The following is a 14433-nucleotide window of genomic DNA, read 5'->3' on the forward strand; positions in this document are numbered from 1 at the left end:
TCACTGCCGCGTCCGCCACGTACGTCCCGGCCGGACGCCGCCGAGGCCGCCGAGGGCGGTGGTGTGCGGCGGCCGAGGGTGCGGGCGTGGTCCGCGGCGGGGCGGCGGGCCGAGACGGCCGCGGCCGAAGCAGCCGCCGAGCGGGCCGCGCTGGACCGCGGGGTCCGTTACCGTTCGATGTTCCTCGTCCTGGTGGGCACCATCTTGATGGTCGCGGCGGTCACCGTGCTGCTCGGTACGATCGGACTCCTCCGCGAGACCCGCTCCCGCCCGCTCACCGTGGCCGAGCGGGCCGACTACGTACGCGCCGACATCGCCCGGCGCTGGCACGCCTGGCCCGCCGACGTCGTCTTCCCCGACGAACTCGAATACCTGGGCCTGGAGCGCACCCAGCAGTACGCCAGACGGGTCGGCATCGCGCCGGAGTCGCCGTGCGCGGCGGGCCTGGACGCCTCGGTCGGCCAGGTCGTCGGTGAGCACGATTGCCGCACGCTGCTGCGGGCAACATACGTGGACCAGACGTCCACGTTCGCCATCACCGTGGGGGTGGCCGTGTTCGCCAGCGAGGAGGACCGCGTGCAGGCCGCCGCCGAGCTGCCCGCCGACGACCGGGTGGGGGTGCGGCCGGTGGCCTTCCCGCGTACCGCGACCGAACTGTTCGGCGCGGCGCAGCGGCAGCAGTTCGCGCAGCGCGGGCTCGTCCACCTGGACGATGCCGATCCCGGCCGCCTCCAGGTCGGCCACCTCGGCCCGGATCGCGTCGGCGACCTGGTACATCACCTCACGCAGCGGCAGGTCGTCGCGGCGGAACGACCACGCGGTGATCGTCACCGGGCCGGTCAGCATGCCCTTGACCGGCTTGGCGGTGAGCGACTGCGCGTAGGTCGCCCAGCGGACGGTGATGGGCTCGGGGCGGCTCACGTCGCCGTGCAGGATCGGCGGGCGCGTGCAGCGCGAGCCGTAGGACTGGACCCAGCCGTGCCGGGTGACCGCGAAGCCGTCCAGGTGCTCGGCGAAGTACTGGACCATGTCGTTGCGCTCGGGCTCGCCGTGTACCAGGACGTCCAGGCCCAGCCGTTCCTGCACGCCGATGGCGTGCTCGATCTCGGCGCGGACCAGCGCCTCGTAGTCGGCCTCGGCCAGCGTGCCCGCCGCGACCTGGGCGCGGGCCGCGCGCAGCTCGCCGGTCTGCGGGAACGAGCCGATCGTGGTGACCGGCAGGACGGGCAGCGACAGGCGTCCGGCCTGGGCGGCGGCGCGCACCGGGTAGGGGCTGCGGCCCTCCGGCTCGGCCGCCGGCGCGCTCTCGCGGGGGCGCGACGGTACGGCGGCGCGCTGCGGGCGTGCCCCCGACCCGAACAGGGCGGCCAGCTCGACCACCTCGGACACCTTCTGCTCGGCGAAGGCCAGCCGGTCGCGCAGCGCGGGGTCCAGGCCGGTCTCGGCGTCCACGTCGTACGGTACGTGCAGCAGCGAGCCCGCCGTGCCCACCACGACCTGCCCGGCCTGGACGGCGTGCAGCGGCGCGAGCGCCCGGTCCCGGTCGGTCCGCCACACCTCGCGCCCGGACACCACCCCGGCCACGACGACCTTCCCGGCCAGCGCCGGATGCCGGGGCACCCCGCCGCGCACCAGGTCCACCGCGATCCCCTCGACCGGGGACTCGGCGAGCGCGGGCAGCGCCTCGCCGAGGTCGCCGAAGTAGGCGGCGACCAGCAGCGCGGGCCGCCGGGTCAGCGCGCCCAGCCGGTCGTAGGCGGCGCGGACGGCGGCCGGCTCGGCGGGGGTGCGGTCGGCGACCAGGGCGGGCTCGTCGAGCTGCACCCACGCGACGCCCTCGTCGGCCAGCGCCGCCAGCAGCGCGGCATAGCCGGTCAGTACGTCGTCCAGCCGGTCCAGCGGGGCCGTGCCCTGTGACAGCAGCAGGAACGTGATCGGGCCGACCAGGACCGGCCGGGTCTCGTACCCGAGCGCGCGGGCCTCGCGCACCTCCGCCAGCGGCTTGCCCGGGTCGGCCGGGCCGAACGCGGTGCCCGGGCCGATCTCCGGGACGATGTAGTGGTAGTTCGTGTCGAACCACTTCGTCATCCGCAGCGGCGCGAGTCCGGCGGTGCCGCGGGCCATCGCGAAGTAGGTCTGTTCCGGGGTGTCGCTGCGGTACCGCTCGGGGACCGCGCCGAGCGCGACCGCGGTGTCCAGCATCTGGTCGTAGTAGGAGAACGTGTTGGACGGCAGCGCGGCCAGGCCGAGCCCGGCGAGCCGCCGCCAGGTCTGCTCGCGCAGCCCGGCTCCGGCGGCGCGCAGGTCGGCGGCGCTCGCCGCGCCCTCCCAGTAGGACTCCAGCGCCCGCTTCAGCTCGCGGCGCGGGCCGATCCGCGGGTATCCGAGCACGGTCGAGGTGCCGGGAAACGACACTGCGGTCACGATGTGTTCCTTCCACTTCCGGCCGTATCTGCAAGTCCAGCGCATCCTGCCGAGAGTCGGCGGGCTCACGTAGCATCTATTGGTGTCCCGAATCGATCCCGCGCCGCCGTTGCGGGAGGTCGGCTGCTTCGCCGCGGTCGCCAGGCACCTCGGCTTCTCCCGCGCGGCGGCCGAGCTGGGCATCTCCCAGCCCGCCGCGAGCCAGGCGGTCGGCCGCCTGGAGCGCGCCCTTGGCCTGCGGCTTTTCGAGCGCACCAGCCGTGAGGTGCGGCTGACCGCGGCGGGCGCGGCGCTGCTTCCGTACGCCGAGGCGTTGCTCGACGGGGCCACCGCGTTCACCGCCGAGGCCCTGCGGCTGGCCGCGCAGGCCGGCCCGGTCATTCGGTTTGCTTATCCATCGTTGCTCGGCGAGCTGGCCGCTCAGGTCGCCCGGCGGCTCGCCCGCCGCACTCCGCCGATCGAGGTCGAGTTGCGGCCCTCCGGCTGGGCGGCGGCCACGGCGGCGCTGGCGGCGGGCGAGGCGTCCGTGGCGATCGTCGGCGCGCCCTTTCCCCGGGAGTTCACCACTGCGGCGCGCTTCCATGTGCCGGTCGATCACATCGCCGTCCCGGCCGGTGACCCGCTGGCCGGTTCGTCCGAGTTGCGCCCGGACCGGCTGGGCCGGCACAAGATCCTGATGCCCGGCGACCGGCCGCCCGGCGGCATGTGGGCGCGGCTGGCCGTACGGCTGCGCGGGCCGCACCAGTACCGCGTGGTGGCCGACGACATCGACGACTTCGCCGCGCTGCTCGACCTGGTCGCGGCGGGGGCCGGGCTGCTGCCCACGCCGCACCTGCTGGTGCGGTCGGTACGCCGGGCCGATGTGGTGTTCGTCCCGTTCGAGGCGGGCGGGCTGCGTTTGTCCTACGGTGTGGCCTGGTCCCCCGAGCGCGTGTCACCCGAGCTGATGGCGCTGGTCGGGGCGGTGCAGGAGGCCCTGTGGACGCGGTGACTCACTCGTTGAAGAGCCGCGCCACGCCGTCCAGGATGCGGTCCAGCGCCCAGCGGAAGTCCTCCTCGTCCGACTCGCCGGAGTCGAAGATCCCGGCGTCGATCACGGCGTGCATCGCGGGGAAGTCGCGCGGGTCGAGGAGCCTGCGCAGCAGCGCGCTGTAGCCGGCCGGCGCGCCGACCTCGGTGTCGTCCTGTTTGCCGTGGAAGGCCGTCTCCAGCTCGATGAGCAGTGCCGCCTGGCTGCGCAGGAAGATCGAGAGCATCAGCATCACGCCCAGCTTCTCGTCCTCGCGCAGCGGGGTGCCGGCCAGCGCGCGCAGCCCCTGCTCCATCCAGCGCAACTGGTTGGGCGTGGTGGGCGGCCCGAACACCGGGATCTGGACCGTCCACGGACTGCGCCGGTGGGCGGCCATCATCTGCCGGCTCCACCAGGTCAGGCCGCCCCGCCAGTCCAGCCCCGGCGGCGGCTCCGGCGGGGGGCCCGCGGCCGCGTCCAGCATGAGCATGAGCAGTTCGTCCTTGGCGGCGACGTAGCGGTAGAGCGACATGGTGGAGACGCCCAGCTCGGCGGCGATCCTGCTCATCGAGACGGCGGGCAGCCCTTCGGCCTCGGCCACGTCCATCGCGGCCTGGACGATCCGGGGCAGCGTGAGACCTGGCCGGGGGCCTTTGCCGGGACGTCTGCGGATGCCCCAGGCCGCCTCGATGCTCGCCGGGAGCCCGGTGCCGCCGTTCTCGTCGACCATTGCTCTCCTTGACCATGCTGATGCTGGTCTTCGTGTTCCTGTTCGGCGGGGCGATCGAGACCGGCACGGAATATGTGACCTATGTGCTGCCCGCCGTACTCGTCCTGTGTGCCGGATATGGCGCGTCGCTGACCGCGGTCGGGCTGAGCCAGGACATCAAGGACGGGATCATCGACCGGTTCAGGTCCATGGACGTCGGCGGCCCGGCCATCATGGCCGGCCATGTGCTGGCGGGCACCGCGCGTAACGCGATGTCGCTGGTGCTGGTGTTCGGGGCGGCGTTCGCGATCGGGTTCCGGCCCCGGGCCGACCTGATGGGGTGGCTGGTGGCGGTGGGGCTGCTGCTGGCGTTCGTGCTGGCCATGTCGTGGCTGTCGGCGGCGATCGGGCTACTGGCCAGGACGCCGGAGGCGGCGGGCGGGTTCGGGTTCGTGATGCTGTTCCTGCCGTACATGAGCAGCGGGTTCGTGCCCATCGAGACGATGCCGCAGGCGATTCACGGGTTCGCCACGCACCAGCCGGTGACGCCGATCATCGACAGTGTGCGCGGGCTGATGCTGGGCGAGGCGGTCGGTACGCGGCCCATGGTGGCGCTCGCGTGGTGTGCCGGGATTCTGGTGGTGTCGGTGGTCTTGTCGGGTGTGTTGTTCGCCCGTCGTACGGCCCGCTGAGTCTTTCAGGTGAAGCGCGGGTCGAGCGTACGGCGGGCGGCCTCCACCGCCGGCGGCAGCCGCCGCCGCGCGGCCAGGGCCCGGGGCAGCCGGGCCACCGCGTCCCACAGCCCGCGCCGACCGGCCCGGCCGCCGTGCAGCGCCGTCGTGGCGGTCACCTGGGCGACCACTCCCCACGGACGCCGCAGCACGGCGGTCAGCACCGCGTTGCGGGCGGCGAGCGCCCGTCGTCCGGCCGGATCGCGGGAGGGCGACGGATGGTGATGGGCCACCACGCCGGGGACGTAGGCCAGGCCCCAGCCGGCCGCCGCCAGGTCCAGCGCCAGGCGTTCCTCCTCACCGAAGAAGAACACCACGTCGTCGAACCCGCCCACCGTCAGGAACGGCGCGCGGCGCACCACCGCGCCGCAGGCCAGAAAGCCGAGCACGTTCGGTCCGGGCAGGTCGGGCTCGCGGCCGATGGGCGCACGGGCCATCTCGGCGCAGATCGGGTCCACCCGTTCGGCGGGCCCGACGAGCAGCCGCCCGGCGAGCAGCGCCAGGCGGGGATGGGCGTCGAGCAGGTCCGCGGCGCGTTCCAGCGCCCCGGGGGCCCACCAGGAGTCGTCGTCGGCGAAGGCCACGTACGGCGTGGTGGCCAGCCGTACGCCCAGGTTGCGCGCGGGCGCGCCCAGGTTGCGGCCCGCCTCGATCACCGTGACGTGCGGGAACCGCTCCCGCACGAAGCCCGGCGTGCCGTCCGACGAGCCGTTGTCCACCAAGATCACCGGCCCTTCGTGGCAGGCCAGCGACCGCGCGAGATCCGCTCGCCGATCCCGGCTCACCACCACCACCGTCACCCGCGCGGCCGCCATCCGGGCTGCTCACCAGCCCCGGTCGGTGGTCCCTGAGCCGTGCCCGGACACCCGCGCCACGTCGCGCGCGCCCTGCCCGAGCAGCCGGCCGGACAGGTCCGCGAGCGCACGCCCGACGGCCAGCTCGTCGCCGATCACGGCGACCGGCCGGTCGGACGGGTTGCGGCGGGCGTTGCCGATGCCGATGTGCTCCTCGCCGGTCGGCATGGTCAAGATGGCCTGCGCGGTCGTGTTGACCTCGTCCTCGACCACGTTGACCTCGATGTTCCAGTGCTTCTCGGTCATGACCTGGCACCCCCCTTCTCGGCTAGGTACGTCCCTTCTGCCCCGTACTACCTCGGCAAACGCCGTGTCACCTCCCATATGTGGGGAAGGGGAGGCCCGTGGAGGACAATGTCCAGATCGCGCTGCCCGGGATGCGGCTCCGGCTCCCCGGGCAGCTCGCGCTGCCACCGGACTCCGACATGGTCGTCGCCTTCGCGCACGGCAGCGGCAGCGGCCGGAACAGCCCGCGCAACCAGTACGTCGCCGAGGCGCTGAACGAAGCCGGCCTCGGCACCCTGCTGTTCGACCTGCTCACCACGGAGGAGAGCGCCGACCGGCTGAACGTCTTCAACATCCAACTCCTGGCCTACCGGCTCGACCTGGTCACCGACTGGCTCCGCGAACAGGCCCCCGACCTGCGGGTCGGCTACTTCGGCGCGAGTACGGGGGCCGCCGCCGCGCTCCAGGCCGCCGGTGAGCGCCACACCGACATCGCCACCGTCGTCTCCCGGGGCGGACGGCCCGACCTCGCCGCCGAATGGCTCGGCCGGGTGCGTGCCCCGACCTTGCTCATCGTCGGCGGCGACGACCCCGAGGTCGTCGAACTGAACGGCGCCGCGCTGCGCCGCCTGGAAAACGCCGAAGCCCACCTGGAGATCGTCCCCGGTGCCACCCACCTCTTCGAGGAGCCCGGCGCCCTGGAATCCGTGGCCGCCCTCGCCCGCGCCTGGTTCACCACCCATTGACCCTTCAGGCCGTTCTGCCGGGCGGCGGGCCGTACCACTGGACGGCCTGCCCGGTGACCTCCGCGACGCACCCGAAGTCGTGGTCGCGGTGCAGGAGGGTCAGCCCTTGAAGCTCGGCGGTCGCGGCGATGACCAGATCGACGGGCCCCGCACTGCGGTGCCGGCCACGCCGGGTGAGCGCGTCCTGGACCTCCCAGGCACGCGCGTACGCGCGATCGTCCACCGGCACCCGGCCGAACAGTTCCCGTAGCCGGTCGATGCCGCGCCCGCGGTCGGAGTACGAGCGTGCGCTGTAGAAGAACTCAAGCTCAGTGATGGGACACACCGCAATCAGCCCGGCCGCCGCCGCACGGTTCCAGCCGAACCGATCGGTGTCGTCGCGCAACAGCCTGGCCAGCGCGCTCGTGTCGATCAGGAACTCGGCCGCGTTCAACGGCGGTAGTTTCGCTTGTCCTCAAGCAACCCGAGGTCGAACGCGCCCTCGGCGGCGGCCTCGCGCAGCCGGATCAGCGCCAGCGCACGACGCCGGTTCTCCAGCACTTCGCGGAGGGCGCTGTTGACGGTCTCCTTCTTGGTGGTCGTGCCCAAAGCCTTGGCGACATCGGTCAGCAACTGATCGTCCAGGTCGATCACCGTGCGACTCATGCATCCTCCCTGATATCAAAGGCACATCCGAGTATATCGCCGTGGCTGGCGCGTGACCAGCGCTTCTGTCGGTGGGGCAGTGTTCAATGGCTTTTGAACATTGTCCAGCGACAAAGGAGATCCGCAATGGCCATCACCGGCATCGCGGCCGGCGTGCCCTACCTCGCGCTGCCCGCCTCGACGCCCGGCGCTCCCGTGGTGGTGGGCTGGCACCTGCTCGACTCGCCCCGCACCGAGGCCGCCTTCGCCGCCGCCGTGCCGCTTGACGGGCTCGACGCGTGGCGGATCTACCTCGGGCTGCCGCTCAGCGGATCACGGCTGCCGGAGGGCGGGTTCGAGGAGCTGGGCCGGCTGGCGGCCGAAGACGCCGTGCTCAACGTCCATCGCCCGGTCGCGTACGGCGCGGCCGAGGAGTTCCGCGCGGCCTGGCCGGAGCTGCGCGGCCGGCTCGGTTTCACCGCCACGCGGATCGGCGTCATGGGCGGGTCGGCGGGCGCGGCGGCGGCCCAGCTCGCCGCGCTGGAAAGCGCGCCGGCGCTCGGGCTGGAGGTCGGCGCGGCCGTGCTGATCAGCCCGGTCATCCGGCTGCGGGTCACCGTCACCGGCCTGGCCCGGCAGTACGGCATGACTTACGAATGGTCGCCCGAGTCCGACGAGGTCGCGCGGCGGCTCGACTTCGTGGCGCGCGCGGGCGAGTTCGGCGACACGCCGATCCTCGCCGTCGTCGGTGAGCTCGACGACCAGGAGGCGTTCCAGGGCCCGGCGGCGGAGCTGCGTGCCGCACGGGGCGAGAGCGCCGAGGTGGCGACCATCCCGGGCATGGGCCACGCGCTCGCCGACGAGCCCGGCATCGAGCCCGCGCCACAGACCGCGCACGCCAAGGAGGTGGACGCGCTGGCCACCGAGTGGTTCCGCAGGCACCTAGGGTCGTCGGAAAGGGCATAGTGCGGGCCATGCGTTACTCGTTCAACGTCCCCAACTTCGGAGATTTCGCATCGCCGCGGGTCTTCGCCGACCTCGCGCGCCGGGCGGAGCAGGCCGGCTGGGACGCGCTCTTCGTCTGAGACCACGTGGTGGAGACCAAGGCGCTGCACCGCGTGATCGCCGACCCGTGGATCCTGCTCACCGCCGCCGCCCTGGCCACCTCGCGCATCCGGCTGGGCACCTCGATCACGCCGGTGGCCCGGCGTAGGCCGTCCAAGCTGGCCAGGGAGGTCACCACGCTCGACCGGCTCACCGACGGCCGGGTGACCCTGGGGGTGGGGCTGGGCGCGCCGCTCGACGACGAGTACGGCTCCTTCGGTGACACGACCGACGCCAAGGTGCTGGCCGAACGCCTGGACGAGGGCCTGCACGCGCTCGACCTCCTGTGGTCCGGCGAGCGGTCAGCTACCACGGCAACCAGATCACCATCGACGACGTCACCTTCCTGCCGACCCCGGTGCAGCGCCCCAGGGTCCCGATCTGGGTCGGCGGCTTCTGGCCCAACAAGGCCCCGATGCGCCGCGCGGCCCGCTGGGACGGCGCGATGCCCACCATGGCGGGGGCCGACGTGGCCCGCACCCCGACCCTCACCGAGGTGAGGGAGCTGGTCACCTTCCCGCGCGCATGCCGCGCTGAATACGGCCTGGCCGACCGGCCGTTCGACGTCGTGACCGGCGGCAGCAGCCCGTCCGGCCCGGCCGGGCGCGACATCGTCGGGCCGCTCGCCGACGCGGGCATCACCTGGCGGGATGAGCGCCTGTCGGGGGAGGAGCCCGAGCAGGCCGACGTCGTACTCCGCCACATCGGCCACGGGCCGCCCCTATTGTGATCGGATGGCCGATCCGTACTGGAATCACAACGTTCACTACCAGCGACTCGTGCTGAAGCTCGTGCCGGAAGGCTGTGCGCACGCCCTGGACATCGGCTGTGGTGACGGACTGCTGGCCCGCAAGCTGAGCGCCAGGGCGGGCTCGGTCACCGGGGCGGACCGGCATCTCGGGGCCATCGAGACCGCCCGCGCCCAACACGGCGACGTGCCCGGCCTGTCCTTCGTCCAGGCCGACTACCTCGACGACCCGGCGGGGTCGTTGCCGGAGGGCAAGTTCGATTTCATCAGCGCGGTCGCCGTCGTCCACCACGCCGACTTCGGCCAGGCCACGACCGCCCTGACCCGCCTGCTCGCCCCGGGCGGGCGGCTCGTGGTGATCGGCCTCGCCCAGAACCGCTCCCCGCTCGACTGGATCATCAGCGGCACCGCCCAGGTCGTCACCCGCCTGCACCAGTTGCGGCACGGCCCCAAGAGCGGAGCGGGCATGCCCGCCATGGACCCCGCCATGAGCTGGGGCGACGTGGGCAGAGCGGCCCGCGTCACCCTGCCCGGCTGCCACTGGCGCCGCCTGCTGCTACGCCGCTACCTGCTGGTATGGGACAAACCGGGCCGGTAACACGGAGAAAAGGGCAATACTCCTACAAAGGTCCTCGAACCATGACCGCGATGAGAGGACCATGCGGATGAAGTTGCGGAAAGGGGCTGGAGCCGCCGGGCTGGCCTGCGCGATGCTCACCCTCCTCGGCGGCACGCCCGCCGCCGCTCACGACGGACGCCCGGCGGGCGACGTACGGCGGGCCATGGACGAACTGGCCCGGACCCCCGGCGTGGTCGGCGCGATCGCCGGACATTACGTGGACGGCAGGCGCGCCGTCCAGGGTTCCGCCGGCTCCCGCCTGCTCGGCGGCAAGGGTGGCGCGATCCCGCCCGGCTCCCGGTACCGCATCGGCTCACAGACCAAGACGATGGTGGGCACGGTACTGCTGCAACTGGTGGACGAAGGCCGCATCGGCCTGTCCGACGAACTGGGCGATCTGCTGCCCGAAGTGGTCAGGCACGACCTGGTGGAACGGGCCGGTGAGATCACCGTGCGGCAACCGCTCCAGCACACCTCGGGCGTCCCCGACTGGTTCGGCAACGACCCGGCGGGCGGCGAGGGGAACTCGTCGGTCGATCTGTTCGATTTCACCACCTACTACCGACCGGCGGACCTGGTACGGATCTCCCGTGGCCAGCCCCGCACCGGTGAACCGGGCGAAAAGTTCGCCTACTCCAACACCAACTACACCTGCGCCCGTCCGGGCTCCGGGCCAGCTTGGGGTCGATCTCCTCATCGAACCACTCGGTCAGCGACTCCACCCGCAGCCCGGCCCCGGCCGCCGCGCTCACGATCTCACCCAGGCCGTGGGCGTACTGAACGGTCTCGCTCGCCTCGGCGTCCAGCCCGGCCACGGCGTAGGAAGTACCGCTGTCGAAGCGGACGGGTTCCTCCCCGGCGTACGGGAAGTCCACGACCAGGGGATCCGCCGACTCGATCATGTTCACCAGCGGGTGCATGTCGATCAGCACCAACGCCCCGCCGGGCCGCAGGCACGCCGCCGCCGACGCCATCCACTCGGCGGCCGAACGAATCCAGCACAGCACCCCATAGGAGGCGAACACCACATCAAACCGCCCGGCCAGCTCGGACGGCAGCGCCAGCACATCGGCCTGCACGAACCCCACGGTCGGCCGGGCCTGTGCCCCCGGTCGGACCTGGGCGGCCGGTTGAGCCTCTTCCGCCAGCCCGGCTTGCGCGTCTGGTTCAGCTTGTGCGTTCGTCTGCGGCAGTGTGGCCGGCCGGACCCCCGTCGCCAGCCCGGCCTCCGCCGCGAGCCGCCGCGCCCGCTCCACCGCGACCGCCGAGAAGTCCACCCCCGTGACGTTGGCCCCGGCCCGCGCCCACGACAACGTGTCCAGCCCGAAGTGACACTGCAGGTGCAGCAGCTCCAGCCCGGCGACATCCCCGACGGCGGCGTTCACCTTCGCCCGCTCCCGGTCGGTCAGCGACGACCCGCCGGCCAAGAACCCGGCCACGTCGTAGTACTCATCATCCCCACGCCCATGCCGCTCGGCCAGCGCATCCCATCGCTTCTGATTGACGATCGTCGCGTCGCTCGCATTTCTCACGTCGAAAAACTACCCAACCAGGTCCAACGGCCAGGGCCTGCCGTCGGGCCCCCGCGATCCGCCGGTGGGGGTCCGGTACGGCATGCCCACTCTCGCCGCCCGCCGTTCCGGCCCCGGCCAACAAGCCCGGTTCTGTGGGATCGGTCAACTCCGAGGCCGAACGCGCCGCCACGCACGCCACCCTCGATGACCCGGAACGGGCGCCGCGTCCGCCCGCCTTCCAGGGGCGGGCGGCAGCTCCGACGGCCACCGTTGTCGCGGCTTGGCGGGACTTGTCGTACTTCAAGTGGTCAGTCGAACTCGCCGGTCTTGATATTGCCGACGAACCACGCCCATTCCGCGGCGGAGAACCGCAAAACCGCCCCCCGCACGTCCTTACTGTCGCGAATCGCTCGCCCCCCGCCAGGCAAGGTCGCGACTTCGACGCAGTCGGAATTGTTGGCCCCGCTGTATGAGCTCTTGCGCCATGAAAGCGCGCCGCACTCCACGAAAGCCATGACCGTCCCTCGCCTCTATCGAAATCGTTCCGCCAGCTCGGCCAGATACGTCAGCGACGCCTCCGGGCTCAATGCCGACGCGCGCACATGGTCATACGCCAGCGTATAACTCCGCACGTCTTCCGGCTTCTCCAGAAACAGGTCACCGGCGACCGTCCCGACGTGGACCAGGCTCGGGTCCTCCGGCGTGGCGAATCGCAGGATCGTGAAGGGATTGTCGAGGGCGGCGTGTGCGCCTGTGCCGTTCGAGACCACCTGGACGTCGATGTGCGGCCGGGCGGCCATTTCGGTGATGTGCAGAATCTGCCTGCGCATCACATCGGCTCCGCCTACGTGCTTGGCGAGCGCCGCCTCGTCGATCACCACTTTGAACGTCGGAGGATCATGCCGGTCGAAGATCTGCCGGCGGGCCATGCGGGCCTCCACCCGCCGTGCGACCTTGGCGTCGTCGGTCACCCGGCCGCCCCCGCGGAACACCGCGGCGGCGTAGTCGGGCGTCTGGAGCAGGCCGGGGACGAGCAGTGCCTGGAAGGTGCGGATCTCGCTCGCCTCCGTCTCGAACTCGGGCAGCGCGCCGACCAGGAACACGTCCTTGTACTCCTCCCACCAACCGCGCTGACGCGCCTCCCGGGCGAGGGCGATGACGGACTCCCGCAGGGACGGGTCGGTGACGCCGTAGACGTCGAGGAGATCGCGCACGTCACGGACGCTCGGCAGTTTCCACTCGTTGCGTTCCATCCGGGTGAGCTTGGACGCCGTCCATTCGAGCCGCCGGGCCACCTCGTCGGCGTGGAGCCCGGCGTCCTGGCGGAGCCGGCGCAGCAGCGAAGACAGTCGGCGGCGGCGCACCCTCGGGCTGTAGGGCACGGGATCTCCTGTTGAGGGGGTCGTAGCGCGGGAGCAATGTGCTTGCCTTGCGATTGAGGTATTACGTGGGGCTCCGTCTTGCAAAAACGCATTGGGGATACGAGCATGACCCTAGCAGTTTCAGCTACGGAGAGTAAGGCATTGATGACACATATCGACTCGCCGCACCACCCGGGCCCATGCTCGTCCACCCCGCGGGCCGTCCACTGTCGGCCGGTTGACCTACACTGCCGGAGTGCTGTGCAACGCCCCTCCGCTGCCGCAGGACAGGCCCCCCGGCGTACTGCGGCACCGGTACGGCCGAGCCTCCCGCCCCGGTGAGCCGATGTCCCCGTCGATGTCCCCGTCGATGTCCCCGCTGATGCTCCGGCCGGTGTTCTCCCCGCCGGATGCGGGCCCGGTGCGGGTGTCATCGCAGGCCGGTGCCGCACTACCGGCACTACCGGTACTCTCCGCGTTATGCCTGGCCACGCCCACAGCCTGGTGGGCGGCCGCATGATGCCGGACGATCGGCGGCTGGAGGTCATCCGGCAGACCTATCCCGGCTGGCGGATCACCGTCCTCAAGGGCGTGTGGTTCGCGACCCGGCACCGTCCGCCGGACACGGTCGAGCGGGCGCTCGGCGTACACCACCAGCTCGCCCGCCTCACCGGAGACGACCTGGTGGCCGCACTCGCCGAGCAGGCCGACATCCTGCACCGCGCCCGCCGTACCTGAAATACGCGAAGAGAGCTCGCATGGCCATTCTTGAGAACATCGACGCCCGCGGAATGCGGCACTGCGAGACCACAGCGCTCGGCGTGCTGCTGAAACACGCCGGGCTCGACCTTTCCGAGCCGATGCTCTTCGGCCTCGGCTCCGGCCTTTCGTTCATCTACTGGGACGCCAAGGGCATGGACCTCCCCCTTCTCGGGGGCCGGGTGAAGCCTTTCGAGCTGACCAAGAATTTGTCCACCACCCTGGGCCTGGCCCTTTCGGTCGCGGAGACCTCCTCCGCCCGTAAGGCATGGCACAACGTGGCCGCCCCCATCGATTCCGGCCGCCCGGTCGGCCTGCAACTCGACAGTTATCACCTGGACTACTTCACGACGAAGGTTCATTTCGGCGGCCACGTCGTCGCCATGTACGGCTACGACGACGATCACGCCTACCTGGTGGACACCGAGCAGCAGGGCGGCGCGGTGCGTACCGCCCTGGACAGTCTCGCCCTGGCCAGATCCGAACGCGGCCCGATGACCGCGAAGAACCGGTCGTTCACCATAACCGTCCCGCCCGCCGTTTCCTGGCAGGCGGGCATCGTGCCCGCGATCCGCTCCTGTGCCACCGCCTTTCTCGCCGCCCCCATCGCCAACCTGGGACATCGCGGCATCGAAAAGGCCGCGGGCCAGGTACGGAAATGGATGTCGCGCACCGGCGATCCTCGGCGGCACCTGCCGCACGTCGCACTGCTCATGGAGCGGGGCGGCACCGGCGGCGCGCTTTTCCGCAATCTCTACCGTGATTTCCTCGGCGAATGCGCCGACCATGTGGAAAGCGGCGAAATCCGCACCGCTCACCGCCTGTACGGCGAGGCCGCCGCCCTGTGGACCGACGTGGCCGCCCTGATCGCGAAGGCCGGCGAGACCGGCGAGGCCGGCGACGACGCGTACCTGAACCAGGCCGGCGACCTCCTGCTCGACCTCGCCCGCATCGAAAAGGACGCGATGCTGACACTGAGCAGCATCTGAATCGACGCGCCCGACCC

Annotated in this window: 18 protein-coding genes and 1 pseudogene; 10 read left to right on the forward strand and 9 right to left on the reverse strand. The window is 71.8% G+C overall.

Annotated features, from left to right (window positions below; all coding sequences use genetic code 11):
• Window positions 1-2424 carry a 5-methyltetrahydropteroyltriglutamate--homocysteine S-methyltransferase gene (gene metE, locus C1I98_RS22105; protein WP_233508066.1) on the reverse strand — a complete coding sequence of 808 codons (2424 nt, stop codon included), beginning with the start codon at window positions 2422-2424 and terminating at the stop codon, window positions 1-3.
• Window positions 2425-2506: 82 nt separating this feature from the next.
• On the opposite strand from metE, the gene C1I98_RS22110 reads away from it, so the two are divergent.
• Window positions 2507-3415 (forward strand): LysR family transcriptional regulator, encoded by a 909-nt coding sequence (locus C1I98_RS22110; protein WP_158558139.1) that lies wholly within the window; start codon window positions 2507-2509, stop codon window positions 3413-3415.
• Between the two features lies 1 nt (window position 3416).
• Here the strand turns inward: C1I98_RS22110 and C1I98_RS22115 are convergent, their stop codons facing one another.
• A complete protein-coding gene (locus tag C1I98_RS22115; RefSeq protein WP_111169346.1) occupies window positions 3417-4163 on the reverse strand; it encodes a TetR/AcrR family transcriptional regulator in 747 nt (248 codons plus the stop codon).
• 14 nt (window positions 4164-4177) lie between these two features.
• Between C1I98_RS22115 and C1I98_RS22120 the strand changes: the two genes are divergently transcribed.
• Window positions 4178-4834, forward strand: a complete 657-nt coding sequence (locus C1I98_RS22120; protein WP_111169347.1) for an ABC transporter permease — start codon at window positions 4178-4180, stop codon at window positions 4832-4834.
• Window positions 4835-4839: 5 nt separating this feature from the next.
• Here C1I98_RS22120 and C1I98_RS22125 read toward each other — a convergent pair whose 3' ends face one another.
• Together C1I98_RS22125 and C1I98_RS22130 are read right to left on the reverse strand one after the other, a co-directional pair.
• Window positions 4840-5688 carry a glycosyltransferase family 2 protein gene (locus C1I98_RS22125; protein WP_199537119.1) on the reverse strand — a complete coding sequence of 283 codons (849 nt, stop codon included), beginning with the start codon at window positions 5686-5688 and terminating at the stop codon, window positions 4840-4842.
• Window positions 5689-5697: 9 nt separating this feature from the next.
• The gene (locus C1I98_RS22130; protein WP_111169348.1) at window positions 5698-5973 is read right to left on the reverse strand and encodes a DUF1876 domain-containing protein; all 276 of its coding nucleotides are present in this window, start codon (window positions 5971-5973) and stop codon (window positions 5698-5700) included.
• Window positions 5974-6071: 98 nt separating this feature from the next.
• On the opposite strand from C1I98_RS22130, the gene C1I98_RS22135 reads away from it, so the two are divergent.
• Window positions 6072-6698: a dienelactone hydrolase family protein gene (locus C1I98_RS22135; protein WP_158558140.1), complete on the forward strand. Its 627-nt coding sequence runs from the start codon at window positions 6072-6074 to the stop codon at window positions 6696-6698.
• Window positions 6699-6702: 4 nt separating this feature from the next.
• On the opposite strand, the gene C1I98_RS22140 is transcribed toward C1I98_RS22135, so the two are convergent.
• Both C1I98_RS22140 and C1I98_RS22145 read right to left on the reverse strand, forming a co-directional pair.
• A complete protein-coding gene (locus C1I98_RS22140) occupies window positions 6703-7131 on the reverse strand; it encodes a PIN domain nuclease (RefSeq protein WP_111169349.1) in 429 nt (142 codons plus the stop codon).
• Window positions 7128-7343, reverse strand: a complete 216-nt coding sequence (locus tag C1I98_RS22145) for a type II toxin-antitoxin system VapB family antitoxin (protein ID WP_111169350.1) — start codon at window positions 7341-7343, stop codon at window positions 7128-7130. The genes C1I98_RS22140 and C1I98_RS22145 overlap by 4 nt, the downstream gene beginning before the upstream one ends.
• A gap of 126 nt (window positions 7344-7469) precedes the next feature.
• On the opposite strand from C1I98_RS22145, the gene C1I98_RS22150 reads away from it, so the two are divergent.
• The 5 genes and pseudogenes from C1I98_RS22150 to C1I98_RS45755 all read left to right on the forward strand — a co-directional run.
• Window positions 7470-8288 (forward strand): prolyl oligopeptidase family serine peptidase, encoded by an 819-nt coding sequence (locus C1I98_RS22150; protein WP_111169351.1) that lies wholly within the window; start codon window positions 7470-7472, stop codon window positions 8286-8288.
• 152 nt (window positions 8289-8440) lie between these two features.
• Window positions 8441-8926: an LLM class flavin-dependent oxidoreductase gene (locus tag C1I98_RS45745; RefSeq protein WP_368773537.1), complete on the forward strand. Its 486-nt coding sequence runs from the start codon at window positions 8441-8443 to the stop codon at window positions 8924-8926.
• Window positions 8923-9156, forward strand: a complete 234-nt coding sequence (locus tag C1I98_RS45750; RefSeq protein WP_199537122.1) for a hypothetical protein — start codon at window positions 8923-8925, stop codon at window positions 9154-9156. Before C1I98_RS45745 ends, C1I98_RS45750 begins: the two co-directional genes overlap by 4 nt.
• A gap of 4 nt (window positions 9157-9160) precedes the next feature.
• Window positions 9161-9772, forward strand: coding sequence for a class I SAM-dependent methyltransferase (locus C1I98_RS22160; RefSeq protein WP_111169352.1), 612 nt, complete (start codon window positions 9161-9163; stop codon window positions 9770-9772).
• Between the two features lie 184 nt (window positions 9773-9956).
• Window positions 9957-10385 (forward strand): annotated as a pseudogene (locus C1I98_RS45755) (serine hydrolase domain-containing protein); the annotation flags it as partial.
• Here the strand turns inward: C1I98_RS45755 and C1I98_RS22170 are convergent.
• From C1I98_RS22170 to C1I98_RS22180, 3 genes are all read right to left on the reverse strand, one after another.
• Window positions 10342-11325: a class I SAM-dependent methyltransferase gene (locus C1I98_RS22170; protein WP_111169353.1), complete on the reverse strand. Its 984-nt coding sequence runs from the start codon at window positions 11323-11325 to the stop codon at window positions 10342-10344. The pseudogene C1I98_RS45755 and the gene C1I98_RS22170 overlap by 44 nt on opposite strands.
• A 290-nt stretch (window positions 11326-11615) precedes the next feature.
• On the reverse strand, window positions 11616-11822 hold the full coding sequence (locus tag C1I98_RS22175; protein WP_111169354.1) for a DUF397 domain-containing protein: 207 nt from the start codon (window positions 11820-11822) through the stop codon (window positions 11616-11618).
• Window positions 11823-11837: 15 nt separating this feature from the next.
• The gene (locus C1I98_RS22180; protein WP_111169355.1) at window positions 11838-12689 is read right to left on the reverse strand and encodes a helix-turn-helix domain-containing protein; all 852 of its coding nucleotides are present in this window, start codon (window positions 12687-12689) and stop codon (window positions 11838-11840) included.
• 459 nt (window positions 12690-13148) lie between these two features.
• On the opposite strand from C1I98_RS22180, the gene C1I98_RS22185 reads away from it, so the two are divergent.
• Both C1I98_RS22185 and C1I98_RS22190 read left to right on the forward strand, forming a co-directional pair.
• Window positions 13149-13406, forward strand: coding sequence for a hypothetical protein (locus C1I98_RS22185; protein ID WP_146607563.1), 258 nt, complete (start codon window positions 13149-13151; stop codon window positions 13404-13406).
• 20 nt (window positions 13407-13426) lie between these two features.
• A complete protein-coding gene (locus tag C1I98_RS22190) occupies window positions 13427-14416 on the forward strand; it encodes a BtrH N-terminal domain-containing protein (RefSeq protein WP_111169357.1) in 990 nt (329 codons plus the stop codon).
• Window positions 14417-14433 lie beyond the last annotated feature (17 nt).

This window comes from Spongiactinospora gelatinilytica, from assembly GCF_003236385.1.
GTDB lineage: Bacteria > Actinomycetota > Actinomycetes > Streptosporangiales > Streptosporangiaceae > Spongiactinospora > Spongiactinospora gelatinilytica.

Excerpts from the sequence above, each read along its gene's own strand:
- C1I98_RS22115 (WP_111169346.1), bottom strand. The coding sequence starts at position 4,163 with ATGGTCGACGAGAACGGCGGCACCGGGCTCCCGGCGAGCATCGAGGCG.
- C1I98_RS22120 (WP_111169347.1), top strand. The coding sequence starts at position 4,178 with ATGCTGATGCTGGTCTTCGTGTTCCTGTTCGGCGGGGCGATCGAGACC.
- C1I98_RS22125 (WP_199537119.1), bottom strand. The coding sequence starts at position 5,688 with ATGGCGGCCGCGCGGGTGACGGTGGTGGTGGTGAGCCGGGATCGGCGA.
- C1I98_RS22130 (WP_111169348.1), bottom strand. The coding sequence starts at position 5,973 with ATGACCGAGAAGCACTGGAACATCGAGGTCAACGTGGTCGAGGACGAG.
- C1I98_RS22145 (WP_111169350.1), bottom strand. The coding sequence starts at position 7,343 with ATGAGTCGCACGGTGATCGACCTGGACGATCAGTTGCTGACCGATGTC.
- C1I98_RS22150 (WP_111169351.1), top strand. The coding sequence starts at position 7,470 with ATGGCCATCACCGGCATCGCGGCCGGCGTGCCCTACCTCGCGCTGCCC.
- C1I98_RS22160 (WP_111169352.1), top strand. The coding sequence starts at position 9,161 with ATGGCCGATCCGTACTGGAATCACAACGTTCACTACCAGCGACTCGTG.
- C1I98_RS22175 (WP_111169354.1), bottom strand. The coding sequence starts at position 11,822 with ATGGCTTTCGTGGAGTGCGGCGCGCTTTCATGGCGCAAGAGCTCATAC.
- C1I98_RS22185 (WP_146607563.1), top strand. The coding sequence starts at position 13,149 with ATGCCTGGCCACGCCCACAGCCTGGTGGGCGGCCGCATGATGCCGGAC.
- C1I98_RS22190 (WP_111169357.1), top strand. The coding sequence starts at position 13,427 with ATGGCCATTCTTGAGAACATCGACGCCCGCGGAATGCGGCACTGCGAG.